The organism is Prescottella agglutinans, from assembly GCF_004011865.1.
In the GTDB taxonomy this organism is placed as follows: Bacteria; Actinomycetota; Actinomycetes; order Mycobacteriales; family Mycobacteriaceae; genus Prescottella; species Prescottella agglutinans.
This window is the reverse complement of record NZ_RKLP01000003.1, coordinates 209,193-233,054: the sequence shown is the minus strand read 5'-3', so window position 1 is coordinate 233,054 and position 23,862 is coordinate 209,193. Positions and strand designations below refer to the sequence as shown.

General features: G+C 70.7%; 24 protein-coding genes and 1 pseudogene. 6 read left to right on the top strand and 19 right to left on the bottom strand.

The annotated features are described in order from the left end of the window. The first annotated feature begins 23 nt into the window (after positions 1-23). Entirely contained in the window at positions 24-818 is a 795-nt protein-coding gene (locus tag EGT67_RS07955) for a DUF3109 family protein (protein ID WP_206612324.1), read from the top strand. 86 nt (positions 819-904) lie between these two features. Here the strand turns inward: EGT67_RS07955 and EGT67_RS07950 are convergent, their stop codons facing one another. Together EGT67_RS07950 and EGT67_RS07945 are read right to left on the bottom strand one after the other, a co-directional pair. Beyond that, positions 905-2,116 (bottom strand): DUF7373 family lipoprotein, encoded by a 1,212-nt coding sequence (locus tag EGT67_RS07950; protein ID WP_127915525.1) that lies wholly within the window; start codon positions 2,114-2,116, stop codon positions 905-907. Positions 2,117-2,398: 282 nt separating this feature from the next. Next, positions 2,399-2,803, bottom strand: a complete 405-nt coding sequence (locus EGT67_RS07945; protein WP_127915524.1) for a CD225/dispanin family protein — start codon at positions 2,801-2,803, stop codon at positions 2,399-2,401. A 389-nt stretch (positions 2,804-3,192) separates the two neighbouring features. On the opposite strand from EGT67_RS07945, the gene EGT67_RS07940 reads away from it, so the two are divergent. Then, positions 3,193-5,004 (top strand): Hsp70 family protein, encoded by a 1,812-nt coding sequence (locus EGT67_RS07940; RefSeq protein WP_127915523.1) that lies wholly within the window; start codon positions 3,193-3,195, stop codon positions 5,002-5,004. A 75-nt stretch (positions 5,005-5,079) separates the two neighbouring features. Here EGT67_RS07940 and EGT67_RS07935 read toward each other — a convergent pair whose 3' ends face one another. The 9 genes from EGT67_RS07935 to EGT67_RS07895 all read right to left on the bottom strand — a co-directional run bounded on the left by EGT67_RS07935 (position 5,080) and on the right by EGT67_RS07895 (position 13,317). Beyond that, positions 5,080-5,769, bottom strand: coding sequence for a response regulator transcription factor (locus tag EGT67_RS07935; protein WP_127915522.1), 690 nt, complete (start codon positions 5,767-5,769; stop codon positions 5,080-5,082). 31 nt (positions 5,770-5,800) lie between these two features. After that, entirely contained in the window at positions 5,801-7,006 is a 1,206-nt protein-coding gene (locus EGT67_RS07930; RefSeq protein ID WP_127915521.1) for a sensor histidine kinase, read from the bottom strand. Positions 7,007-7,247: 241 nt separating this feature from the next. Next, complete coding sequence (locus EGT67_RS07925; protein WP_206612323.1) at positions 7,248-8,003, bottom strand: phosphoglyceromutase; 756 nt, start codon at positions 8,001-8,003, stop codon at positions 7,248-7,250. Positions 8,004-8,061: 58 nt separating this feature from the next. Next, positions 8,062-8,346 carry a putative quinol monooxygenase gene (locus EGT67_RS07920; protein ID WP_127915519.1) on the bottom strand — a complete coding sequence of 95 codons (285 nt, stop codon included), beginning with the start codon at positions 8,344-8,346 and terminating at the stop codon, positions 8,062-8,064. Between the two features lie 197 nt (positions 8,347-8,543). Beyond that, positions 8,544-8,873, bottom strand: a complete 330-nt coding sequence (locus EGT67_RS07915; protein WP_127915518.1) for a transglycosylase family protein — start codon at positions 8,871-8,873, stop codon at positions 8,544-8,546. Between the two features lie 411 nt (positions 8,874-9,284). Further along, a complete protein-coding gene (locus tag EGT67_RS07910) occupies positions 9,285-9,839 on the bottom strand; it encodes a type III secretion system chaperone family protein (RefSeq protein WP_127915517.1) in 555 nt (184 codons plus the stop codon). Further along, the gene (gene mshA / locus EGT67_RS07905) at positions 9,836-11,176 is read right to left on the bottom strand and encodes a D-inositol-3-phosphate glycosyltransferase (protein ID WP_127915516.1); all 1,341 of its coding nucleotides are present in this window, start codon (positions 11,174-11,176) and stop codon (positions 9,836-9,838) included. The genes EGT67_RS07910 and mshA overlap by 4 nt, the downstream gene beginning before the upstream one ends. A 25-nt stretch (positions 11,177-11,201) precedes the next feature. Next, the gene (locus EGT67_RS07900; protein WP_127915515.1) at positions 11,202-12,107 is read right to left on the bottom strand and encodes an alpha/beta fold hydrolase; all 906 of its coding nucleotides are present in this window, start codon (positions 12,105-12,107) and stop codon (positions 11,202-11,204) included. Between the two features lie 22 nt (positions 12,108-12,129). Next, entirely contained in the window at positions 12,130-13,317 is a 1,188-nt protein-coding gene (locus EGT67_RS07895) for an MFS transporter (RefSeq protein ID WP_127915514.1), read from the bottom strand. 119 nt (positions 13,318-13,436) lie between these two features. Here EGT67_RS07895 and EGT67_RS07890 point away from each other — a divergent pair, with 119 nt between their 5' ends. Both EGT67_RS07890 and EGT67_RS07885 read left to right on the top strand, forming a co-directional pair. Then, the gene (locus EGT67_RS07890) at positions 13,437-14,210 is read left to right on the top strand and encodes a PIG-L family deacetylase (protein ID WP_127915513.1); all 774 of its coding nucleotides are present in this window, start codon (positions 13,437-13,439) and stop codon (positions 14,208-14,210) included. A gap of 47 nt (positions 14,211-14,257) precedes the next feature. Then, positions 14,258-15,277, top strand: a complete 1,020-nt coding sequence (locus tag EGT67_RS07885; RefSeq protein WP_127915512.1) for a tocopherol cyclase family protein — start codon at positions 14,258-14,260, stop codon at positions 15,275-15,277. A 32-nt stretch (positions 15,278-15,309) separates the two neighbouring features. On the opposite strand, the gene EGT67_RS07880 is transcribed toward EGT67_RS07885, so the two are convergent. Beyond that, a complete protein-coding gene (locus EGT67_RS07880) occupies positions 15,310-16,599 on the bottom strand; it encodes an ROK family protein (protein ID WP_127915511.1) in 1,290 nt (429 codons plus the stop codon). A gap of 324 nt (positions 16,600-16,923) precedes the next feature. On the opposite strand from EGT67_RS07880, the gene EGT67_RS07875 reads away from it, so the two are divergent. Together EGT67_RS07875 and EGT67_RS07870 are read left to right on the top strand one after the other, a co-directional pair. After that, positions 16,924-17,673, top strand: coding sequence for an SDR family NAD(P)-dependent oxidoreductase (locus EGT67_RS07875; protein WP_127915510.1), 750 nt, complete (start codon positions 16,924-16,926; stop codon positions 17,671-17,673). A 9-nt stretch (positions 17,674-17,682) separates the two neighbouring features. Beyond that, the gene (locus tag EGT67_RS07870) at positions 17,683-18,735 is read left to right on the top strand and encodes a DUF2804 domain-containing protein (RefSeq protein ID WP_127915509.1); all 1,053 of its coding nucleotides are present in this window, start codon (positions 17,683-17,685) and stop codon (positions 18,733-18,735) included. Between the two features lie 10 nt (positions 18,736-18,745). Here EGT67_RS07870 and EGT67_RS25030 read toward each other — a convergent pair whose 3' ends face one another. From EGT67_RS25030 to EGT67_RS07840, 7 genes and pseudogenes are all read right to left on the bottom strand, one after another. Next, positions 18,746-18,910, bottom strand: coding sequence for a hypothetical protein (locus EGT67_RS25030; RefSeq protein ID WP_164877500.1), 165 nt, complete (start codon positions 18,908-18,910; stop codon positions 18,746-18,748). Between the two features lie 12 nt (positions 18,911-18,922). After that, complete coding sequence (locus EGT67_RS07865) at positions 18,923-19,819, bottom strand: WXG100-like domain-containing protein (protein WP_127915508.1); 897 nt, start codon at positions 19,817-19,819, stop codon at positions 18,923-18,925. Next, positions 19,819-20,133, bottom strand: coding sequence for a WXG100 family type VII secretion target (locus EGT67_RS07860; protein WP_241565936.1), 315 nt, complete (start codon positions 20,131-20,133; stop codon positions 19,819-19,821). The genes EGT67_RS07865 and EGT67_RS07860 overlap by 1 nt, the downstream gene beginning before the upstream one ends. Further along, the gene (locus tag EGT67_RS07855) at positions 20,126-20,656 is read right to left on the bottom strand and encodes a YbaB/EbfC family nucleoid-associated protein (RefSeq protein WP_127915507.1); all 531 of its coding nucleotides are present in this window, start codon (positions 20,654-20,656) and stop codon (positions 20,126-20,128) included. The genes EGT67_RS07860 and EGT67_RS07855 overlap by 8 nt, the downstream gene beginning before the upstream one ends. A 77-nt stretch (positions 20,657-20,733) precedes the next feature. Next, positions 20,734-21,525, bottom strand: a complete 792-nt coding sequence (locus tag EGT67_RS07850; protein ID WP_127915506.1) for an ESX secretion-associated protein EspG — start codon at positions 21,523-21,525, stop codon at positions 20,734-20,736. Between the two features lie 173 nt (positions 21,526-21,698). Then, a pseudogene (locus tag EGT67_RS07845) lies at positions 21,699-22,510 on the bottom strand (alpha/beta fold hydrolase). A 101-nt stretch (positions 22,511-22,611) separates the two neighbouring features. Further along, positions 22,612-23,799: a L,D-transpeptidase gene (locus EGT67_RS07840; protein WP_127915505.1), complete on the bottom strand. Its 1,188-nt coding sequence runs from the start codon at positions 23,797-23,799 to the stop codon at positions 22,612-22,614. Positions 23,800-23,862: the final 63 nt, after the last annotated feature.

Below are 23,862 nucleotides of genomic sequence, written 5' to 3'. Positions count from 1 at the left end.
GCAGCACCGGCGGCTCCCACAAGATCGCGCCCACGCCGGAAGTGGATCTCGACTTCCCGCGCGAGTGGGTCCAGTTCGTCGACCCCGAGAACTCCGAACACACCATCAAAGCCGACATGACCTGGCTCCTTTCGCGCTGGACCTGTGTGTTCGGCACGCCCGCGTGCCAGGGCACGGTGGCCGGTCGCCCCGACGACGGCTGCTGCTCGCACGGCGCGTTCCTCTCCGACGAGGAGGACCGCGAGAAGCTCGACGCCTCGGTGAGGATGCTCACACCCGAGGACTGGCAGTTCATGGAGAAGGGTCTCGGGAAGAAGGGGTACGTCGAGGAGGACGACCTCGAGGACGAGCCGGCGCTGCGCACCCGCAGGTACAAGGGCGCCTGCATCTTCCTGAACCGTCCGGGCTTCGAGGGCGGCATCGGCTGCGCGCTGCACAAGATGGCGCTGCGCAAGGGCATCGAGCCGCTCGAGGTCAAGCCCGACGTGTGCTGGCAGTTGCCGATCCGCCGCACCCAGGAGTGGGTGGACCGCCCCGACGGCGAGCAGATCCTCGAGACGACGATCACCGAGTACGACCGCCGCGGCTGGGGCGAGGGCGGCGAGGACCTCGCGTGGTACTGCTCCGGCTCCCCCGACGCTCACGTCGGCAGCAGGCCGGTGTGGCAGTCGTACGCCCCCGAGCTGACCGAACTGCTCGGCAAGGCCGCCTACGACGAACTGGCGTCGCTCTGCCGCCGCCGTGAGGGACTGGGGCTGATCGCGGTGCATCCCGCCACCACCGCCGCGCAGGCGAAGGCGCAGCGGACGCAGGACTGACCCGGCCCGGCGGCCGAATGTCACACGCGTTCGATCCGACTGAACGCACGTGACATTCGACTGTCCCCGAAAGCGGTGTGGATCAATTACTTCGGCGAGGTGAGGATCAGGTACTGCGCGGCGGCGAGCTGCTGTGCCCGCTGCTCGCCGTCGAGTACAGCGCTCTCACCGACGTACTGGCCGTGCTGGACGAGGCACCTGGTGCCGACGCCCTGCGGGGTGTCCACGGTCCAGCACTTGGCGCCCGGGACGTTCGCCGGCGGCGTGGACGGCGTCATGTCCTCGCCGGTCTCGAACGCGCGGCCCAGCCGGTCCATCAGGTCCTTCGAGCCTTCCTCGGTCTGCGAGAGGTAGACGTTGGTCTCATTGACGGCCAGGCGGGTGGTGCCGGTCGCCTCGAACGCCTCGAGGAGCGTGGCGGGGTCACTGTCGAAGTGGGAGGCGCCGCGGGGGCCGTAGACGGCGAACTGGCTCGTCGCGGTGTTGCCCTCGGTCGGGATCGTCAGGCGCAGGACGTTGTCGACGTCGAGCTTGATGTTCGCGTAGTCGCCGGGTGCGGTCGCGGGGAACTTCTCGATCATCGGTCCCTGGTCGCGGACGACCTTGGCGATGGTCTGCGCGGCCCAGTCCTTCTGTGTGACCGGGGTCTGCGTCCACTGGTAGAGGACGTACTCGTTGTACGGGGTGAACGCGTTGGTGGTGAGTCCGAGGCTGGACTCGCGGTTGCCGACCAGCGTGTTCGGCAGGACGTCGATCTTGCCGGGCTGAGCCGGGCCGGTGCCGTAGCTGTCGCCGTTCAACGTCGCGACGTGCAGGTCGGTCGCGGCCTTCTGCGCGGATGCGGCATCGGGGAACCGGAACACTGCGTTGACCAGGGATTGCTGGTTGTCCTTCCCGGGGGTGGACCGGGTGGACGCGAAGCCGATGAGCATGCCGTTGTCCACGGCGGCCTGCGGGATCGGGTCCGGCAGCAGGTTGCCCAGAGACTTGCCGTCCTTGACGACATACGTCGACATCGACTTCAGGTCCGTCAGCTGCGGGTCGATCTCGATCGGGTTGATGACGTATTCGGCCATCCGCTGGCCCTCGATCGAGCGGCCGATGAAGTCGTCTCCGACGGTGGAGAACGCCGGCTGTGGGGTCGTGGGGAAGTTGCCGGTGTCGAGGGTGCTCGCATCGACCTGGGCGACGTCACCGGCGGCCGGCGAGGCTTCCTCGGCGGATCCTGTGCTGCATCCGGTCAGCAGAACCGCTGTGGCGGCCGCGACCGCGGCCAGTGGTGCGATGTTCACTCGCATCGTGGTTGTTCCTCCGTATGTTCTCGTACAGCCGGGCGACCCGGGCCTCGCGGTGCGAGTTCCGATGCCGCTCCCCCATCTCTGGTGGTGTCAGGACGTTTGATGCAGCCGGATCCGGAAAGGTTCCCGCCGCGGCTGAACCTGTCTTCGTCCACTCGCGCACCGACGACGTCGCCGCAGGTCCATTCCTTGCGCGACCGGGCTGGTGTCGCAGTCGGCGGGGCAACTGTCGGTGGCCACCTTCCAGCCCCACCACGACGGTGCATGGCAGGTCCCGGGCGGTCAGCGACCGCGCGTGGTGGTCGGCACCGTGTACGGCGTGTACGTCGAGGCGGGGATTTCCACGGCGCTCGAGATGGCCCATCGGATGACCACGACGTAGAAGACGACGAGCAGCACGCACGAAACAGCCCACGCGATCAGGGAGACCATGCCCAACTTCTTGGCCCGCTCGGCGGCGTGCTGGGCGCCGGCGTGGTCACCGGCCACCCACAGGGGGTAGACGTTCGTCGCGTGGGTGAACGCCGAGAACGCCAGCGGCCAGAAGAAGATGAGCGCGGCGACGGCCCAGCCGATGTTCGACTTCGGCGGCTGCGCCTGCGCCTGCTGCTGCGACTGCAGCAGCTGGGTGGGTGCACCGTACTGCGGTGCAGGAGCCGAGGCGGCGGGATCGTAGTTCGGGTACATCGTGAATGTCCTTCGCTTGCAGTAACTGTCACCTCGTTGGATGCACCGGAGAGGCGAAAGGTTCCCGAGTACGGGTGGCCCGGTGGTGCGGGAACGACGGACCGCGGCCGCCCTTCCGGTGCGCAGGTCCCCGGCCACAACGATTCGATCCGATCCCCCGCGTGAGCACGTGATCCGAGGGGTATTGCGGGAGTGCGACGGGCTGACCGTTAGCCTCTTGGGCGGCGTGGTTCACCTGGGGGCGATCCGCGTGGGGTTGGAACTACTCGGGGGAGTTTCGTGGAGTCGTCTGGGGGACCTGTCGCGCCATCGGCTGCGACCGCACCCGCGCCGTCTTCTGCCCCGGCCGGCCCGTCGCCGGCCACCTACACGATGATGGCCCGCCGCTGATGAACGAGAAGGGACGCATGATGGCGCCGCAATCCTGGTTGCTCGCAGTCGATTTCGGCACCTCCAACACCGCTGCCGCGCACACCGATGCGATCGGCGGCACCATCTCGACGCTGCCGCTCTCGCATCACGGAAACCTGTTGCCGTCGGCGGTGTTCGTCGAATCCCCCGACGCGATCGTGGTGGGCGAGGTGGCCCTCAACCGGGCCGAGGCCAACCCTGGTGCGTTCCTGGCCTCCCCGAAGCGGGTCGTCGGCCACGGCATGCTCCATCTCAACGGCTACGACCTCGACCCCGCGCTGCCGATCGCGGCGATCCTGCACGCAGTACTCACCCGCGCAGTGGCCGCGCACGACGGCCAACCGCCCGCCCGCCTGGTCCTCACCCACCCGGAAGGCTGGTCCCCGCAGGAGATCCAGGTCCTCCTGGGCGCCGCGGGACGTCTCGGGTTCACCGGTGACCGCGTGACCACGGTGTCCGAGCCGCGCGCGGCCGCCCACTTCTACACCCGCACCGACACTCTCGCCGCCGGCGAGAAGATCGCAGTGTTCGACTTCGGTGGCGGCACCCTCGACATCGCCGTCCTCACCGCCACCGACGGCGGCGGGTTCACCGTCATCGCCGCCCGCGGCGACAACGGCCTCGGCGGCAAGAACCTCGACGCCGTGATCCGCCGCTGGGTCGATCAGGAACTGCGCGAATCCAACCCGGAGCTGCTGGACTACCTGCGTCGCGAGGCCCCGGTGCACGTCCTGCGCGGACTCGAGGACTCCATCCGCCGCGCGAAGGAGCTGCTGTCGGAGGCGCCGTCGGCGACGATCACCGTCGCGGCCCCGGGGCATCAGGAGACCCTGTCGCTGACCCGCGACGAGTTCGACGACCTCATCGCCGCCGAGATCGACCGCGCCGTGAGCCTCACCCGGACCACCCTCGCCGACGCCGGTGTCACCGGTGGCGACCTGAAGGCCCTGTACCTCACCGGCGGCTCGTCCCGTATCCCGCTCGTCCACGAACGCCTCGCCGCCCTCGGCCCGGTCGCCACCCTCGACGACCCCAAGACCGTCGTCGCCCGCGGCGCCCTCATCGCCACCCAGGCGCAGCCCGCGGCTCCCACACCGCGGCCAGCCACTCCTCCGCCGTTCACACCCGCACACGCGGCTACGCAGCAGTTCCCGGCCCACATGCACTCCGATCAGCCTGCGCCGGCAGCGAAGTCCCGCAAGGGCCTACTCATCGGCGCGGCCGCGGCCGCGGTTGTCGTGATCGCCGGCGGCATCGTCGCCGTCCAAGCTCTCGGCGGCGACGACAGCGGCGCGGGCACCGCGTCCGGCCGGCCCGGCACGAACTCGGCGAACTCGTCCTCGTCCTCGTCCTCGTCGTCGACTCCTTCGTCCGGCACGAGCGGCCAGTACGACACCGTCGACGCGATCACCGCGGTCCTCCCGCCGACCTTGGCAAGGGCCAGCACCTGCAAGAAGGGCGGCTTCTCTGCGGCCGGAGACCTCACCATCTCGTGCTCTGTCGACCCGAACTCCCCACTGGTTCAAGGCGTCGCGGACGGCTACATCACCTACAACGTGTGGGTGAACAAGGCCGAAGCGAAGAAACAGGTCCTCCGCTGGCGCGAGTACGGCGAGCCGGCCGATCTCACCGAGAACACCTCCCGCACCGCGGCCGCTCAGGTCAAGGACAGCAACGGCTACCTCGCTGCCCAGTTCGCCAACATGGATACCGGTCTCTACATCTATTCCGGAGAATTCACCGACGTCGCCGGCGGGAAGACCTTCCTGCAGCGCGCCGGCCTGCTGTAGTCGACAGCTCCGGCCACCGTGCTCGCCGGACACGCAGGGGGTCGCGGACGGGAACAGAGGGCGCCCGCGGATCGACTACTCCTCGAGCTTGTACCCGAGGCCGCGGACCGTGACCAGGTGCTGGGGCTTGCCCGGGTCGGCCTCGATCTTGGCCCGCAGACGCTTGACGTGGACGTCGAGGGTCTTGGTGTCGCCCACGTAGTCGGCGCCCCACACCCGGTCGATTAGCTGCCCGCGGGTGAGGACCCGCCCGGAGTTGCGCAGCAGGTACTCGAGCAGGTCGAACTCCTTGAGCGGCAACGACACCGGCTCACCGGCGACGTGGACGAGGTGGCGCTCGACGTCCATGCGCACCGGGCCGGCCTCGAGGACACCGTCGTCGGCACCCGGGTCGGCGTCGGCCTCCGCCCCACGCCGCAGCACGGCCCGGATGCGGGCGATGAGTTCGCGGGCCGAGTACGGCTTGGTGACGTAGTCGTCGGCGCCGAGTTCGAGACCCACGACCTTGTCGATCTCGCTGTCGCGGGCGGTGACCATGATGACCGGCACCGACGACTTGGCGCGCAACTGCTTGCACACGTCGGTTCCGCTCATCCCGGGAAGCATGACGTCGAGCAGGACGATGTCGGCGCCGGAGCGCTCGAACTCGGCCAGCGCGGACGGCCCGTCACCGACGATGGTGGTCTCGAACCCCTCCTTGCGGAGCAGGAACGCGAGCGGATCGGCCAGCGATTCCTCGTCCTCCACGATCAGCACACTCGTCAACGGTTGGCCTCCATGCTCGTGCCGCGGCGCATCACGACGCGGCTTTCTTCTCGATCTTCTCGATGCTTACGGGGTGGTGAGTCGCGGGCACGGCGGCGTCGGCCGGTGCGAAGTGCCCGGGAATCTGCAGTGTGAACGTGGACCCGGTGCCGGGACGACTCCACAGGTCGATGGATCCGTTGTGGTTGGCGGCGACGTGCTTGACGATGGCCAACCCCAGGCCGGTGCCGCCGGTGGCCCGCGAGCGGGCCTTGTCGACCCGGAAGAAGCGCTCGAACACGCGCTCCTGGTCCTCCTTGGCGATGCCGATGCCTCGGTCGGTGACCGCGATGGCGATGTTGTCGCCGCGGACCGTCCGACTCACCGACACCGCGGTTCCCTTGGGCGAGTAAGCGATCGCGTTCTCGACGAGGTTCGACAAGGCGGTCACCAGCAGCGTGCGGTCGCCCATCACCTGCAGCCCGCTCGGGGCGTCCGCGTGGACGGTGATCTCGGCGGCCTCGGCGGCCACCGTGGACCGGCGCAGCGCCTCGGCGACGACGTCGTCGACCTCGACCACGTCGAGGTCGGGCAGCTTTTCGGCGCCCTGCAGCCGCGACAGCGCGATCAGTTCGGTGACCATGTTGCCCAGGCGGGCGGATTCGCTGAGCACGCGCTGACCGAAGTAGCGCACCGAATCGGGGTCGTCGGCGGACTCGAGCAGCGCCTCCGCGAGCAGACCCATCGCCCCTACCGGCGTCTTGAGTTCGTGGCTCACGTTGGCGACGAAGTCGCGGCGGGTGGCCTCCATCCGGACCTGCTCGGAGTCGTCGTCGGCGAACACCACGACGAACCGGCGGTCCTCCTGGCTCAGCAGTCGCACGATGCCGCGCACCGCCATCTTGTCGCGTCCGCGCTGCGACGTGCGCCGGGTGAGGTCCACCTCGACCTGCTCCCCGGTCTCGAACACCTCGGTGGCCGCGACCCACGCCCGGTCGTCGATCATGCGGTTGCGCACCACGCCCAACTCCTCGGCGCGCGGATTGACCAGGACGACGTCGTTGAATTTGTCGACGACGGCGATGCCGCTGTCCGAGGTGCGCACGATCAGGTCGAGGACTTGGGACAGGGTCAGCCCGGCCTGGGACTGCTGGCGTCGGGCCCGGCTGGCGGCCAGTCGGGGGACGAGCACCGCACCGACGATGCAGCCGGCGACAGCGGTCGCGACGGCCAGCAACACGGCCTGAACAACAGTCACACGTGAATCGTACGTTCGACGAACCCCGGCCCGAAGCCGGGTGTGACCGTTTTCCCGCACGTCACAGGCCCGAGAGCTGGAGTTTTCCGCTCGTTTACCGTCCGTTTCCCGACCCCGCGTTTCGCGCACTCACCGCGCCCGAGACGCAGAAAACCCCGCGTTTCGCGCACTTGACGCGGGCCCGCAAGGGCCGTCGTCGCGACAAGTGCGCGAAACGCGGGGCAGAGATCGAGCGCGAAACCTACTTGGCGCCCTGGTTCGCGACGGCGGCGGCACCGGCCGCGGCGGCCGCCGGGTCGAGGTAGGTACCACCGGGGTTCAGCGGCTTGAGGTTCTCGTCCAGGTCGTAACGCAGCGGGATGCCCGTCGGGATGTTCAGGCCCGCGATGTCCTCGTCGGAGATGCCGTCGAGGTGCTTGACCAGCGCGCGCAACGAGTTGCCGTGCGCGGTGACCAGGACGGTCTTGCCGGCCTTCAGGTCGGCCGCGATGGTCTCCTCCCAGTACGGGATGAGCCGCTTGACGACGTCGAGCAGGCACTCGGTCAGCGGGACGTCACCGATGTTCGCGTAGCGCGCGTCCTGGTCCTGGCTGTACTCACTGCCGGCCTCGATGGGCGGCGGCGGGGTGTCGTAGCTGCGACGCCACAGCATGAACTGGTCCTCGCCGAACTCGGCCTTGGTCTGGGCCTTGTTCTTGCCCTGCAGCGCACCGTAGTGACGCTCGTTGAGGCGCCAGTCCCGGACGACCGGGATCCAGTGCCGATCGCACGCGTCGAGCGCGAGGTTCGCGGTGCTGATCGCCCGCCGCAGCAGCGACGTGTAGAGCACGTCCGGGAGCAGGTTGTGCTCGGCGAGCAGTTCACCGGCACGCTTGCCCTCGGCCATGCCCTTGTCGGTCAGGTGCACGTCCACCCAGCCGGTGAACAGATTCAGCGCGTTCCATTCGCTCTCGCCGTGGCGGAGCAGCACAAGTGTTCCGGTACTCATGCCCCCAATCCTGGCATGGCCGACTCGGGCGTCTGCGACAGCCATCGGTGCGCACCCTGCGACTTCGTCACGACAGGCCGACGGTGTGATGCGAGTCCCACTGTTCGATCACCGGGCCGAACTCGTCCAGGAAGGCCCGGACGTGGACCGTGCTGCCGTGATCGTCGAGCGACTGACGAGTGTCCCAGTGCTCGAAGCAGTGGAACAGCCCCGGGTCGTCGAGGTCCCGATAGAACTCGTAGGTGATGCAGCCCGGCTCGGCGAGCGTCGGCTCCACCAGGCCGAGCATCGCGCGGGCCGCGCGCTCGGCGTGCTCGGGCCGGACCCTCACCCGGATGAATGCGGTGTGCATGTCGAGGCGTCCTCTCGTGAACGGACCGGACCGACCGGTCGCCACACCGTACGAAGCACGAGACGGGTGGCGGCAGGGCGTCTCCCACCGATCGGGAGACCCCCGGAGACGACTGAAGGGACCCGCCGTGCGCTCGGAAGCGCTCGAGGGGTCCCTTCAGCTGTCGACGGGGGCTCAGCCCAGCCCGGCCGTCAGGCTCAGAGGTACTGGCCGCACACCGGCCACGCGCCGCGGCCCTGACCGGCCAGCACGTTCTCGGCGACGCGGATCTGCTCCGCGCGGGAGTTCTGGTGGGCCATGCCGGAGCCGCCGTAGGCCTGCCAGGTGCTGGCGGTGAACTGCAGGCCGCCGTAGAAGCCGTTGCCGGTGTTGGCGGCCCAGTTGCCGCTGCTCTCGCACTGCGCGACGGCGTCCCAGTTGCCGGACGCGGCGTTGGCGGTGCCGGCGCTCATCGCGAGCGGCGCGGCGACGAGGGCGGCGGTGGCGGCGACGGTACCGATGGTGCGCTTGACGTTGAACTTTGCCATGTGGGGGGTGGATCCTCTCCGTGTCGGCGACGAGGCGGCCGGCGGACGACGCGAATGTCGATCCGGGCTCTGATGGGCCTCGCCTCTGCCCCTCAAAGGTCTTGCGGTTCCGATCCCGCGGGGCAGATCAGCGGTGGCGGGTCGGTGTCTTTCCGGTCTTGCTCCCGAGGTCTTGCGTCTCGGGCTGGTTACAACCGTAGGAGCCCATCACGGAAAGGTCACGGGTCGATTTTCTGAGACGGCCGTACGCGAAAATGGCCATGAGCAGGTAAAAGTCGCTGTTCAGAGGCGATGAATCGCGGGAAGGTGCCCGCGTCGTTGCATATCCGTTATGTGACCCGGATCACACGATTGGAGTGAACGGCCTCACTAAATCTCGGCCGGATAACGGCGGAACGAGGCCGCGCGACGTCAGCGAGACCCGGTGGGAGGCTCCCACGTCGGGGCGCCGGAACCCTCGTCGGGCCCCTCGACGAGGTGCTTGAACGGCTCCAGATTCGTCAGCGACTCGCCCCGGGAGACGCGCCACGCCCACTCCCGCTTGATGGCGGTCGCGAAACCGAGCTCGAGCAGCACGTTGAAGTCGCCGTCCGCCGCCTCGAGGACCTGCCCCAGGACGCGGTCCAGTTCGTCACCGGTCACCGCGTGCGCGGAGATGCGCCCGACCAGGTAGATGTCACCGATCTTGTCGATCGTGTAGTGCACGCCGTACAGCCTGCGGTTGCGGCGCAACAGGTACTTGTAGACGCCCTCGAAGTTCTCGTCGGGCTTGCGGCACACGAACGCCTCGACCCGGACGCCGTGGTTGCCGACCGTGAGCAGCGTCGAGGTCTTGAGCTTGTATTCACCCGGCAGCTCGACGACGAACTGGTTCTCGCCCCGGCGGCTGTACTCGAGTTCGCGCTCCTTCAGCGCCGCATCGATGACGTCCGCGATGCCGTGCGGGGTCGGATCCGGTTCGCTCATGCGCGCACTCCACTCGTCCGGCGCAGCTTCCACAGCCCACGCGACCTGCGCGGCGAGAACTCGCCGCCCTCCCCCGACATCCGCTGGTACCGCGCGGTCGCGGCCCGGTAGCTGGCGAGCAGCGCGTCCGCGGTGTGCTCCCAGGAGAAGTTCTCGGCGTGGCGGGTCGCCCGGGCGCCCAGCTCGTCGAGCCGATCCGGCGCGGTCACCAGCGACTGCAGCGCCGACGCCCAGTCGTCGATGCGATGCCCCTGCACCAGCAGACCGGTCCGCCCGTCGCTGACGGCCACGCCCAGCCCGCCGACGTCGGCGGCGATCACCGGCGTCCCGCACGCCTGCGCCTCGATCGCGACCAGGCCGAAGGATTCGGAGTAGCTGGGCACCGCGACGAGGTCGGAGGCCCGGTACACGTCGGCCAGCCGGTCCGGCGGCTGCGGCGGCAGGAACGTCACGCTGGCGCGGACGCCGAGCGTGTCGGCGAGTTCGATCAACGAGTCGGGGCGTTCGAGGCCCGTGCCGGACGGTCCGCCGACGACCAGCACGCGCAGCGGCAGCCCGGGTTCGCGCGCGATGACCTCGGCGGCTGCCCGCAGCAGGACGTCGGGGGCCTTGAGCGGCTGGATCCGGCCGACGAACGTCACGATCGTCTCGGACGGGTCCAGGCCGAGTGCGGCCCGGGCCTCGCGCCGGTCACCGGGCCGGTACCGGCCGAGGTCCGCACCCGGCGCCACGACGTCGATCTTGCTCGGCGAGGCGCCGTAGATCGAGGTCAGCTGCGCGGCCTCGTCGGTGGTGTTGGCGGTGAGTCGGTCGGCCTCCGCGACCACCTGCTGCTCACCGATCTGCCGTGCCGCCGGCTCCGGGGTGTCGCCGTCGGCGAGGGACGCGTTCTTCACGGCCGCGAGCGTGTGTGCGGTGTGGACGAGGGGCACACCCCACCGATCCCGGGCAAGCCAGCCGACCTGACCCGACAGCCAGTAGTGCGAGTGCACGAGGTCGTAGTAGCCGGGCTCGTGCCGGACCTCCTCGCGCAGCACCCCCGCCGCGAACGCGCACAGCTGCGTCGGCAACTCGTGCTTATCGAGGCCCTCGTACGGGCCCGCGGCGATGTTGCGGACGCGGACACCCGGCGCGGCCTCCTGGACCACCGGGGTCGCCGACGACGTCGCGCGGGTGAAGATGTCGACCTCCACGCCCCGACGCGCGAGTTGGATCGCCGTCTGCAGCACGTACACGTTCATTCCGCCCGCGTCGCCGGTGCCAGGCTGTGCCAGCGGCGACGTGTGTACGGAGAGAACGGCGACCCGTCGGGGCCCCGCGCTGTGCTTGGGTGTCACGCGTCCATACTGCCCTGTCGCTCGGTCAGGGGGTAACGGAGGCCGACACGCTGCCGCCGACCGGGACCTCACCGCCGACCGCGTCGGCAACCCCGCCCGCACACGCCTTCACGAAGCCACGCACCTCGCCGACGAACCGCTGCGGGTCCTCGACGAACGGCCCGTGCCCGCAGCCCGCCCAGTACGACGCGGTCGCGCTTGGAATGAGGGCGGCGGCGTGCTCACCTGCGGAGACGTCGACGACGGCGTCGGCGGTGCCGTGCAGCACCAGAGCCGGGACGTCGAGGGTGCGCAGCAGGTCGTCGTGGCTCGCGGCCCGGGCGAACAGTGCCCCCCGCACCCGCGGCGGCGTCGACAGGCTGGCCCCGAACAGTGCCTGTGACCACGCGCCCTTGCCGGGTGCGTCGTCGATCGGGCCGGTGAGCGCGGTCCCGAAGCTTCCGAGCGCCGCGATCGCGGTGGCGGGGTCCTCGGCCATCGCGGCGGGGATCGCGGCCCTCATCGCCGAGCCCACCTTGCCGCCGGCCTCGCCGCGGCCGATGCTCGTGATGGCGCCGACGAACACGACGCCGTCGACCGCCGCCGTGCCGTGCGCGGCGAGGTAGTCACAGATCACCAGGCCGCCGTACGACCAGCCAAGCAGCACCGCCCCGGAGGTGACGCCCTCGGCCGTCAGGACCGCATCGACGTCGGCCGCCCAGTTCGCCGGGTCGTCGTAGCCGGACGCCGGGACGTCCGAGTAGCCGTGCCCGCGCAGGTCGACGGCGATCACCCGGTGGTCCTCCGCCAAGTCGGCGAGCACCTCCTCGCCCCAGCAGCGCGACGACTGCGCCCAGCCGTGGATCAGCACGAGCGGGCGCGCGCCCGCGCTCCCCGACGTTCGATAGACGAGTGTGGTGCCGTCGGCACTGATGGTTTCGCGAATCGCCATGCGGCCACCCTAGGTCGCGCCGTCACTCGGCGCGGCGCGCGCGGTACGCGACGTACGCGCCGCCCGCGACGACGAACGCGACGACACCCGCGCACACCGCCACGGCGAATCCCGCACGGGTACCGAAGTGGTCGATCGTTTGACCCGCAACCGCCGACCCCACGGCGACGCCGACGCCGAGGCCGGTGACGGTCCAGGTGATGCCCTCGGTCAGCTTGACGTGCGGGACCACGGACTCGACGAGCGTGGTCGCGACGATCATCGTCGGCGCGACGGTGACGCCGGCGAGCGCGAGGGCCCCGGTGAGGGTGAGGATCGAACTCGCCGCCAGCAGCGGCCACAGCAGGAGCGCGACCGCAGCGGTCGCGAACACCAACTGGCGGCGCAGCGCCGCCCCGGGACGCAGCGCGCCGAACACCACGCCCGCGACGGCCGACGCGCCGGCGAACAGCGCGAGCGCGATCGTCGCGGCGGCGGGGGTGCCGCGGTCGGTGGCGAACGCGATGCTCGTGACGTCGACGGCCCCGAAGATCGTGCCCATCCCGAGCATCACCGCGACCAGCGCCCACATCGCCGGGATCCGGACAACGGATCCGCCGGTGTGCTCGGTCCGATCGAGCACGGCGGGTTCGGTGCCGCGCTGCGCGACCAGCGCGAGGGTGCCGACCACCAGCAGGATCAGCGCCAGCAGCGGACCGGCCTCCGGGAACACCGACACCGACAGGCCGACCGAGATCACGGGTCCGGCGATGAAGCAGACCTCGTCGAGTACGGACTCGAATGCGAACGCCGTGCGCAACTGCGGCTGCCCGCGGTACAGCGCCGTCCAGCGGGCGCGGACCATCGCCCCGATCGTCGGCATGCACCCGGCCGGGATCGCGAGCAGGAACAGCACGAAATCGGGTGCACCGAGTCGTACGCACAGCAGCAGCGCGGCCAGGGCGCACGCGCTCACCGTGGACGCTGCCGGCAGGACCTTGTGCTGTCCGTAGCGGTCGACGGCCCGCGAGACCAGCGGGGTGATGGCGGCGTAAGCGAGCGCGAACACCGCCGACAACGCGCCGGCCAGCCCGTAGTCGCCCCGCAACTGCGACAGCATCGTCACGATGCCGATGCCGACCATCGCGATCGGAAGGCGCGCGACGAAGCCCGCCGCGGAGAACGCCGCGGCGCCGCGGGCGGAGAAGATCTCCCGGTAGGTACCGATCATCGCCGGTCGGCTCCTCACGCGTCCTCGAAGGGGCGCGGATGCCGTCCTCCTGTGCCCGGATGTGCGAACAGTTTCGCACCCTTGCCTCCGGTCGGCCCCGCCGTGTAAGCATTCAGCGCATGAGCGTTCTGGTTTGCTTCCACGCACATCCCGACGACGAGGTGTTCGTGACGGGCGGGGTGATGCGTCAGGCCGCCGACGCCGGCCACCGGGTCGTCGTGGTCACCGCGACGGACGGCGCGCTCGGCGAGGTGCCGGACGGCGTGCTCGCCGACGGCGAGACCCTCGCGCAGCGCCGTCGGCGGGAACTCGAGGCGTCGACGAGCGCGCTGGGCGCGCACCGCGTGGTGATGCTGCACTACGCCGATTCGGGGATGGCCGGGACGCCGGAGAACGCGAATCCGGACGCGTTCTGCAACGCCGACGTCGAGGCCGCCGCGGCGCGGCTCGCGGCGGTCCTGCGCGAGGAGTCGGCCGACGTGCTGACCATCTACGACCCCAACGGCGGGTACGGGCACCCCGATCACGTCCAGGTCCACCACGTCGGGGTGCGTGCGGCGGAACTGGCCGGCACCCCGCACGTGTACGAGGCCGCGCTCAGCCGCGACCACATCCGACGCCTGATGCAGTCCAACCCCGACTGGTCGGAGGACGCCGCGCCGCCGGACCTCGACTCGATCGGGCTGTCGGACGCGGAGATCACCACGGTGGTCGACGTAAGTGCCGCGATCCCCGCCAAGCGGGCCGCGATGTTCGCGCACGAGACGCAGATCGGCGATTTCGGCCCGTTCCTGCAGATGCCCGAGGAGATGTTGCAGGCCGCGTTCGGGCTGGAATGGTTCCGCCGCCGCGGCGCCCCGGACGGACTGACCGAGAGCGCGCTCCCCCTGTAACCGCCAACTGCGTGCGGATTCGCCGGGCCCGGGCTTAGCATCGCGACATGCCCGGCCTCCTCGCCCGCTACCGGCGGACCGGCGCCGACGTGCCGTTCGGCGATCCGCTCGCCGCGCACGGCGTCGCAATGGAGGGCTACTTCTGGCGGTTCACGCAGCGCGACACGGGCCGCGTGCTGATCGCGCTCGCGGGCATCAATCGCGCCGACGACGGCTGCTGGGCCACGCTCGGGCTGGCCGCGCATCCCGGCGGATTCCTGCGCACCACAGCGCATCCGGTGGCGGGCGCCGCCGCCGACCGGCTCGGCGCGTTCGCGGGCGACGCCTTCCGCGGCACCGCGGACCGCCTGCGCGTCGATCTCGGTCCGGGTGCCCGGTTGGACGTGCGGATCACCGATCCGGTGCCGTGGCCGCGCCGCCGCCTGGGCGGTTCGGGCCTGTTCCACCTGGTGCCCGCGCTGAGCCAGTACTGGCACACGTGGCTGCCGGGCGGGCGCGCCCGGGGGTGGGCCGACGTGGACGGCGAGCGGTGGGATCTCGACGGAGCCCAGGTGTACGGCGAGAAGAACTGGGGCAAGGCCGGTTTCCCGGACTCGTGGTGGTGGGGTCAGGCGCACGGCTTCGACGACCCCCGAGTGTGCGTGGCGTTCGCCGGCGGTGATGTCACGGCGGGACCGCTGCGGACCGAGGTCACCTCGGTGGTGGTGGCGCTGCCGGACGGCACCGTGCTGCGCCTGGCCAACCCGATCACCGCCCCGATCCACGCGCAGGTGGGCGACGGGGCCTGGCTGCTCGGGGGCGGCAGCCGACGGTGGTCCGTCGAGATCGAGGGGCACGCCCCGCTGTCCGGCGCGTGCGTCCTGCCGGTGCCGCTGCCGGCGCAGCGCCGGAACGTCCCCGGCGCGTTGCACCACCTCGCCGGGAGGCTGCGCGTCACGGTGCGCCGCAAGGGCCGCTGCGTGTTTTCCGGTGAATCCCGCCTCGCCGGGCTCGAGTGGGGCGGGATCCCGCGGGCACACGACGAACTCCGACGGCGGGAAGCCCGCGGAGGGGGCGGGCAGAACTGACTGCCCGCCCCGACCGCCCCGCCTGGGGGCGGTCACACCCGCACGGTCGCCTTCCGCATGGCCACCAAAGGATTCGAGTACAGCGAGCTGAGCGAGACGACTGCCGCCGCGTGCTCCTGGACCCGGTTGCCGAACCCCGTGATGCGCACGTCCGAACTGCCGGCCCGGGACGCCTTCGACAACGCCTGCCCCACCTGCGGAACGGCCTCGGGGAAGTCGGTGAACGCCTGCCCACCGAGCGTCACCCGGTCGGGGTTGAACAGGTCGCGCAGCATCGCCACGGCACGCCCCAGGATCCGCGCCCGCTCGGCGAGGATGTCCTGCGCCGCAGCCGATCCCGCACGCGCCTCCCGGTACAGCGCGCCGATCGGGGGAAGGGCGTCCCCGGCCGGCAGCACCCCGGCCCGCTGCGCCGCACGCAGCACGCCCCGATCGCTCACCGCGGCCTCGAGGCATCCGGTGGCACCGCAATCGCAGGGCACCGTCGAATCGGTGGGCAGGTGCGCGACGGATCCCGGACCGGCCGCCGGTGTGTGCACCTTCCCGTCGAGTGTCAGTGCGAGCCCGACGGTTTCACGCGCGTAGAAGTACAGGCCGCTGCCCCGAGCCTCCGCGTTCTCGGCGCGCTGCGGGGTGAGCAGCAGTTCGGAGGCGGCCATCGCCTCGACGTGCGCCGCCACCGACACCGGCAGCCCGAATCCGGCGCCGACGACGTCACCGACACGGGCCCCGTCCCACCCGAGACGCGCGTGGTCGACCACCCCGGTATCGGGGTCGACGCGTCCGCCGAGCGCGACGCCCACCCACAGGGGACGCCGCCGGTGCCAGCGGGCCGCGAACCCGCGCGCACTGGCGGTGATCGTCGCGAGCGCGGCCTCCGACGCGCCCCGCGGGGTCGGGATCTCCACCGCACCGAGGACCCGTCCACGCAGGTCGGACGCGATCACGCTGGTGACGATCGCTCCGATGTGGATGCCGACGGTCAGGTGCTGCTCGTGATCGACCTCGAACGGGATGCGCGGACGGCCGATCGCCCCGGACACGGCGAGGTCGGGACGTTCGCGCAGCAACCCGGCGGCCAGCATCGCCGACACGTGGCGGTTGACGGTCGCGATGCTCGCGCCGGATGCCCGGGTGGCATCGTCGCGGTAGATGGGCCCGCTCGCCGCTGCCGCCCGGAACACCGCGGCGGCCGGGCCGTCGGCGATGCCCAGGGTGGGCGGGACGATGCGGGGTCGAGCGGCGGGACGCGTGGGTCTCGCGGTGGAGGTACGGGCGGTCACGGATCTCGTTCGGGGTGCGTGGGGTGCTGTGGTGAGCATGCGATGGTCCTTGCCTCGTCCCACTCGGGGACGGCTGTCGACGCGGTCGGGGACGCGCTGCCGACGGGCGATCAGCTCCGGCGCGACGACCGGGCGATCAGGGTGAAACGGGGTGTGAGCAGCGCAGAATCAGCGGCGAGAGATACGGCAGGGACAACAGAGTTCCCGCGGGTGCGGCAGCCGGGAGCCCAACGCGGCGGTCACATAGGTGACCCGCGGAGCGGAGGTGGCGCCGGACGACATGTCGATCAAGCTAGCATCCGCGCGCCTCGTCGACCCAGCCCGCGCCCCGTCGAGTGGCCGTGTCGGCACTACGATCGGGCCATGAGCCTGTCACCGGACACCCGTGTCGCCGTCGTCACCGGAGCCAGCTCCGGCATCGGGGAAGCCACCGCCCGCACCCTCGCCGCACAGGGATTCCACGTCGTCCTCGGCGCCCGCCGGCTCGACCGCCTCGAGGAGATCGCCGCGGAGATCGGGGGCACGGCGCTCGAGCTGGACGTGACGGACGAGGATTCGGTGGACGCGTTCTGCGCGGTCCTCCCCCGCGTCGACGTGCTCGTCAACAACGCCGGCGGCGCCAAGGGCCTCGCCCCGGTCCTCGAGGCCGACCTCGACGACTGGCGCTGGATGTGGGAGACCAACGTCCTGGGCACCCTGCGGATGACGAAGGCGCTGCTGCCCAAGCTCATCGAGTCCGGCGACGGCCTGATCGTCACGGTCACGTCGGTCGCGGCGTTCACGGCGTACGACAACGGGTCGGGGTACACCTCCGCGAAGCACGCCCAGGCGGTGCTGCACCGCACGCTGCGCGGCGAACTGCTCGGCAAGCCGGTCCGGCTCACCGAGATCGCCCCCGGCGCGGTGGAAACCGAGTTCTCGCTGGTGCGTTTCGAGGGCGACGAGGAGCGGGCCGCCAAGGTCTACGAGGGCATCACTCCCCTCGTCGCACAGGACATCGCCGAGATCGTCGGATTCGTCGCGTCCCGCCCGCCGCACGTGAACCTGGACCAGATCATCGTCAAGCCGCGCGATCAGGCCGATTCCGGACGTTTCCACCGAACCACCGGCTAGCCTCGCGGCATGCAGCATCGATTGCCGCCCGGCGAACTGCTCGACGCGCGCGGCCGCCTCGCGGAGGCCGGTTGGGCGACCGCCGAGGTCCGGCGCTACGACCGCGCGGCGATCGCGGCGCCGTCGTGGCGGGTGAAGGAGTGGGACTACTACTGCGTCCTCACCCCGGACCGCGGGCTGGCGCTGACCGTCGCGGACAACGGCTACATGGGTCTGCTGGGCGTGTCGTGGCTCGACTTCGGTGCGCGCCGCGAGGTCACCGAGAACGTGATGCTGCCGTTCCCGATGGGCCGGATGGGCCTGCCTTCGAGCGCGGATCGCGGCGACGTCGTCGTCGACCACAAGCAGATGCGGATCGCGTTCCGCCACGTCGCCGGCGGCCGTGTCCTGACGGTCGATCACCCGGGGTTCGACGGCGGCCGGGGGCTGCGCGGCGAACTGCACCTCACGCAGCCGGCGACTGCGCCCTCGGGTCGCTGCGCAGGCTCCGCCCCTGACCGCATGGTGATCGCAACGCCGTTCCCGAAGGCGCCCAAGGCGTTCTACTACAACCAGAAGATCAACTGTCTCCCGGCGGGCGGCGAGATCACCGTCGGGACAGACACCTTCGTGTTCGAACCGGAGTCGGCGTTCGGGGTGTTCGACTGGGGTCGTGGCGTGTGGACGTACGACAACGTCTGGTACTGGGGATCGGCGTCGGGCGTCGTCGGCGGTCGGCCGTTCGGCTTCAACATCGGGTACGGGTTCGGGGACACCGCCGCGGCGAGCGAGAACATGGTGTTCGTCGACGGCGTCGCGCACAAGCTCGATCGGGTGACGTTCCAGCTTCCCGAGGGCACCTACGACGGGGCTCCGTGGAAGTTCGGGAGCAACGACGGCCGGTTCGAGATGGTGTTCGAGCCGATCATCGATCGTGCTGCCGCAGTCGATTTCAAGGTCCTGCGGTCCATTCAGCACCAGGTGTTCGGCCGGTTCACCGGGCACGTGGTCCTCGACGACGGCAACCGGGTCGCGGTCACCGACCTCCTCGGGTTCGCCGAGGAGGTCCGCAACCGCTGGTGACCGGGCGGGTTCACCACTCCCGGAAGGTCGGGGCGGGCGCGGGATCGCCGGGCGCCGCCGAGCCGCCTTCCAGTTTCCCCGCGTGCTCCTTGTTCGCCCGACGCACCCGGTACGCCGAGTGCCCCACGAGCGCGACGAACAGCGGCACGCAGGTGAGCAGGACAGCCTGAATCATGCGCAGTCACTCCTAGTTCATGTTGAGCGAACTCGACGGCGGGGCGCTCGGCTCCGGCCGCCGGACGCTGTCGCGCATGCCGTCGACGGCCTCGGTGGCCGCCCCCTTCAGCACGCCCTCCAGCGTCACCTCCTCGCCCTTGGCGGCGTCGCCGGCCGCCGTGCCGATTCCGCCGACGCCGAGGTCGACGGCCAGCCCGGCCGCGGCCCTGCGTCCGGCGTTCTCGATGCCGTCGACGACCAGTCCGCCGGCCCCGCCCTTACCGATCAGCCCACCGACGACGCCCTCGGCCGCGGCGCCGAGGGCCTCCTTCCCCAGCGCGCCGAGGTCGAGACCGGCCCGATTCCCCTCCGCGATCTGCAGCAGCTGGACACCGCCCGCGAGCGCGACCTCCTTGACGACGCCGACGACGACCTCCTCGGCGACACTCCGCAGCAGTTTCATCAGGATCTGCCGGATCGCGAACTGTGTGGCCAACTCGGCGGCCGGGATGGCGGCGGCACTGGTACCGAACGTCGCCACCGCCGTCGCCGCGAGCGCCGCGATCTCCGCGGCGAGAGCGACGAGCGAGCCGATGATCATCAGCTTCGCCTGCTCCACCTCGGCGGCCGTCGCTTCGCAGGCGTCGGCGAGCTGTCGGCACACCTCGGCGAGCTGTTCGACGGCACCGTCTCTGCCACCGACCGCCTGCCAGTGCGTGTCCATCGCGTCGTTCACCGCGCCGACCACCCCTGCGAGGGCCAGTTCCATCGCGGCGCTCCCCTGGGCGCCGATCCCCTCGACGTCGACCGCGGTGACCGCCCACGCATCCGACAGCCGGCGCAGCGATGTCTCGTCGGCCTCGGGCCAGTCCTGTCCCACCACGACGGACGCGACCGTCCGCAGCGGACCCGGTATCTCGATGCCCATCAGCGGCCGCCGCCGAGGGTCCGGGAGAATCCACGGTCCGTCGCCTCGAAAGCGGTTGCGGTATCGCGCAATCCGCCGGCGATTCCGGCGAGGGCGTCGGTGAGGTTCCGCAGTGCGGCCAGGGCCCCGTCGGCGCCGGGAACGTATCCGGACGCGAACGTGGTTCCGGTCGAGTCGGATCCCCAACTCGCGCCCTCGGCATCGAGAACCGTCGCCAGCTGCCGCTGCCGGTCGACGAGGTCGTCGACCGTACGGTCGAACAGCGGTGCCGCCGAACGAACCTGATCCACGTCGATCCGCATCGCATCAGTCACGGTGCGCCTCCCGCATGATCGGCGCCCGCCAGTCGTGCATGTCGTCGCCGTCGGGATCGGACACCTGCGAAGACGTTGTGGACGAGGTGAATTCGGTTGCGACGGTCGGCACGAGGTGCCGCATCGCGGGAGCACCCGGAACGAGGTCGGGCAGGTCCGGGATGCTCGCGGTGAGCGCCGCGACCGGGGCCATGAGGTCCGCGACCTGCGCCCGCACGTCAGCGGTCGCGGCACGCGCGGCCGCGCTGAACGACTCGGCGAGCCGGTCCGGGGTGGTGCGGGTGAAGGCGGTCGGCTCCACCCGTGCCGCCAGGACGGCTCCCGCCGCGTCGACCGTCACCCGTACCAGACCGTCCGGCGATTCGGCCTCCGCCGTGGTGCGCGCGACGGCCCCCTGCGCCGCCGCGAGCGCCTCGGTCTGCGCCTGGAGCCCCTCGAGCATCGTGTCCACCTGCGCGCGCAGTGCGGAGTTGCTGTGCCGGAGTTGCCGGCGCGCTTCCTCCCGAATGCCGTTGTCCGTCATCGATCCCCTCCCGTTCGTCCCCTTCGCTGGAGTAGACGCGACCGGGAGGCGATCGGTTCCATCGAATCGGGTGCCGGTCAGTACGCGCTCTCGCGTGCCCGGACCCCGGCGACGAGCCGCGCGATCTCGGCCGCCAGATGGGTCCCGGGTGCGGGCGTCACCACGACGTCGGTCGTCTCGCGCAGGCAGTAGCGGCCGTCGCCGTCGAAGTCGAGCCAGTGCAGTCCGAGGCCGTCGGTGGTGGGCCGGCTGTCGTAGGCGACGCCGGCGAACGCGGTGATCTCGCCGACCCCGGTGCGCGGCCGGCGCAGCAGGGCCCGGGCCTCGTCCCGGAGGCGGGTGGAACCGGCGGACACGAGGAGCGGACCGGTCCCGGGCTCCAGATCGCTGCGACGGAACCGGATCGCGGGCCGCGATCCGGCGGGCACCACGGGGAGCGCGGCCGCGATCGCGTTCGGTATCTGCGCCGGATCCACGCCGTGTACGAGCACGTCACCGCCGCTGTCGGCGTCGGGTCCGGACAACTGGATCGCGAGCGTCCCGCTGCCTCCGCGGATTCCGGCGTGCATGCGGATCCTGCTGCCGTTCGCACCGCCGGTCAGCCCGAACACCTCGATCCGGATGTCGGGCCCGGCGAGGACCGCGAGGTGGCGGTCGAGCAATTCGGTCATCCGAGCTGACCACGACGCGGCCGCCGCCTGCCGCTGCCGGTCCAGGTCGTCCTCGGTGTCCGCGACCGGGCGGAAGCTCATCGGGTACGGGAGGCGGTCACGCCCGAGCCGAGTCCACAGCACCTGGAACTCGAGGCCGGTGAACCGCCAACTGGCGCCGCTCACCGCCCGCTCACCGGCGGTACCCCGTCGAAGCACACTTCATCCCCCATCACTCCTCCCCCGAGTGCACGACATCGGCCACTGAGAATAGACGCGCCGAACCGGCGAACGGTTCCACCCCAGTCCCCGCGATCCGTCGGCCTGAGCGCCCATTCCTTCGTATTCGACGCGGGATTCCGTGGCCGCGGACGAAGACTGGGCGCGCAGGCTCACAACTCGGACGCGGCCCGTTCGATCACATCCGACACCTGTCCCGGCCGCGACACCAGGACGGCGTGCGACGCGCCGGGGATCTCGGTGATCTGCGCGCCCGCCCGCTGCGCCATGAAGCGCTCCGCCGCCGGCGGGATCACGTGGTCCTGGTCGGGGATCACCGCCCACGTCGGCAGGTTCCGCCACGACGGGTCCTGCGTCGGCTCGAGGTTGGCGACCACCGCGATCGAGCGCTGGTGCGCGAGCATGTCGGCGGCCGTCGCATCCGGGACGTCCTGGCAGAACGTGCCGTGGAAGTAGGCCGAATCGATGTAGCCGTCGAGGTTCTTGCCGACCGGATTGGTCGGGTCGTCGACCACCTTCACCTGCAGCACCGGCGGCAGCAACTGGCTGCCGGGGAACCTGATCGGGTCGAGCGCCGCCTGCGCAGGCTCCCCCTGATCGGGCGCGAACGCGGCGACGTGACCATGCCGACCACGTTGGGTGAGTGCGTGTTGGTGATGACGACACCGCCGTAGGAGTGCCCGACCAGCAGCACCGGGCCCGGGATGTCGGCGAGGGCCTTCTCGATCGCGGCCGAGTCGTAGCCGGGCCCGCGCAGCGGGTTCGACGGCACCACCACGTCGTAGCCGCGGCCGCGCAGTTCGGCGGCGACCGGATCCCAACTGGTGGTGTCGGCGAACGCGCCGTGCACCAGCACGACCGTCGGCATCGGTTGCGCGGCGGCCGGGGACACCCCCACCGAGAACACCGCTGCGAGTGCGAGCACGCACATCGCCGTCAACGTCCGAATCCTGCGCATTCCCATGACGGGCTCCTCGCGTCGGAAGTCCTCGGATCCTCCCACGCAGGCCGGACGCGTCAGTTCCGTTCGGCGCCGACGAGACTCAGCTGTGCTTCAGTCGAGACTCACACGAGCGCCGACATCGACGTCCACGTCGGCCAGTCGATTGCCCAGTCGTAGACGTCCCCGTCGGCGGCCGACAGGTCGATGCGGGTGCCGGTGACCTCCACCGGGTCACCGTAGATCGCGGTGCCGAAGTACTCCTCGGCGTCCGACAGCGACAGGTTGATGCACCCGTTCGTCACGTTCGACGCGCCCTGCACGCCGACGGTCAGGGGGTTGGCGTGGATGAACTCGCCGTTGTTGGAGATGCGGACCGCCCACCGCTCGCGCACGTTCTCGTAGTACGGCGGGTTCGACATCAGGAAGTCCTCGTGCTTCTCGGACACGATGTGGACGCCGCTGCGGGTGACGTTGCGGTTCTCGTTGCCCTCGCCGTAGCTGACCGGGATGTCCATGATCGTGGCGCCGTCGCGGACCACCTGCATCCGGTGGCTCGGGGCGTCGGCCTTGACGATCTGGCTGCGTCCGATCGTGAAGTTCAGCGACACGTCACTCGCGCCGTAGGCGCCGTCGCCGAAGTCGACACCGTACAGCTTGGCCGCGACGTCCACGGTCGTGCCGGGCGCCCAGTAGTTCTGGGGCCGCCAGTGCGCGCGGGCGCCGTTGTCGTCGGGCAGCCACGCCCATGCGCCCGGCGTGGGCGGATTCGTCGTGACCGTCAGGGCCTTCTCGACGGCGGCCTTGTCGGCGATCGGTCCGTCGAACTGCAGGATGATCGGGGCCGCGATGCCGACGACCTGGCCGTCGGCGATGCTGGTGCGCACCGACGTCGTGGTGTCGGGGTCGACGGTGGTGAACGTGCCGGCGATCGGGACGGGCTTGCCGTCGGCGCCGACGGCACTGCCCGACCACGTGTACTTCGTGTCGTAGCCGAGCGGTTCGGTGACGGTGAACGACGTCCGGTCCGGGCTCAGCGCGCCCTGGACCGTCTTGCCGGCGGGGTTGGCCAGCGCGACGTTCTCGAGTGTGCCCTGGCTCACTCGCACCGAGATCGGTTCGACCGGGTTGACGTGCTCGGCACCGGGACCCGGTGTCTGCACCACCTGCGCGACGGGTTCCGCGGCGACGGCCTTGCCGTCACCTGCTCCTCCGGTCGCGATGGTGCAGCCCGCCAGCAGGGACATCCCCAGCAGCGCGGCCACCACCACGAGTAGCCGCGTCCGATTTACCCGAATCCCCTGTTCACGCACGAAAACCACGGTACTCGCAGTGCGACAGTGGCTTTCGTCACACAGCGACGATCCGGGAACGAT

Coding starts and splice junctions, on each gene's coding strand:
- EGT67_RS07950 (WP_127915525.1), bottom strand. CDS start 2,116: ATGCGAGTGAACATCGCACCACTGGCCGCGGTCGCGGCCGCCACAGCG.
- EGT67_RS07945 (WP_127915524.1), bottom strand. CDS start 2,803: ATGTACCCGAACTACGATCCCGCCGCCTCGGCTCCTGCACCGCAGTAC.
- EGT67_RS07940 (WP_127915523.1), top strand. CDS start 3,193: ATGAACGAGAAGGGACGCATGATGGCGCCGCAATCCTGGTTGCTCGCA.
- EGT67_RS07920 (WP_127915519.1), bottom strand. CDS start 8,346: ATGCACACCGCATTCATCCGGGTGAGGGTCCGGCCCGAGCACGCCGAG.
- EGT67_RS07915 (WP_127915518.1), bottom strand. CDS start 8,873: ATGGCAAAGTTCAACGTCAAGCGCACCATCGGTACCGTCGCCGCCACC.
- EGT67_RS07910 (WP_127915517.1), bottom strand. CDS start 9,839: ATGAGCGAACCGGATCCGACCCCGCACGGCATCGCGGACGTCATCGAT.
- EGT67_RS07900 (WP_127915515.1), bottom strand. CDS start 12,107: ATGGCGATTCGCGAAACCATCAGTGCCGACGGCACCACACTCGTCTAT.
- EGT67_RS07895 (WP_127915514.1), bottom strand. CDS start 13,317: ATGATCGGTACCTACCGGGAGATCTTCTCCGCCCGCGGCGCCGCGGCG.
- EGT67_RS07890 (WP_127915513.1), top strand. CDS start 13,437: ATGAGCGTTCTGGTTTGCTTCCACGCACATCCCGACGACGAGGTGTTC.
- EGT67_RS07885 (WP_127915512.1), top strand. CDS start 14,258: ATGCCCGGCCTCCTCGCCCGCTACCGGCGGACCGGCGCCGACGTGCCG.
- EGT67_RS07880 (WP_127915511.1), bottom strand. CDS start 16,599: ATGCTCACCACAGCACCCCACGCACCCCGAACGAGATCCGTGACCGCC.
- EGT67_RS07875 (WP_127915510.1), top strand. CDS start 16,924: ATGAGCCTGTCACCGGACACCCGTGTCGCCGTCGTCACCGGAGCCAGC.
- EGT67_RS07870 (WP_127915509.1), top strand. CDS start 17,683: ATGCAGCATCGATTGCCGCCCGGCGAACTGCTCGACGCGCGCGGCCGC.
- EGT67_RS25030 (WP_164877500.1), bottom strand. CDS start 18,910: ATGATTCAGGCTGTCCTGCTCACCTGCGTGCCGCTGTTCGTCGCGCTC.
- EGT67_RS07865 (WP_127915508.1), bottom strand. CDS start 19,819: ATGGGCATCGAGATACCGGGTCCGCTGCGGACGGTCGCGTCCGTCGTG.
- EGT67_RS07855 (WP_127915507.1), bottom strand. CDS start 20,656: ATGACGGACAACGGCATTCGGGAGGAAGCGCGCCGGCAACTCCGGCAC.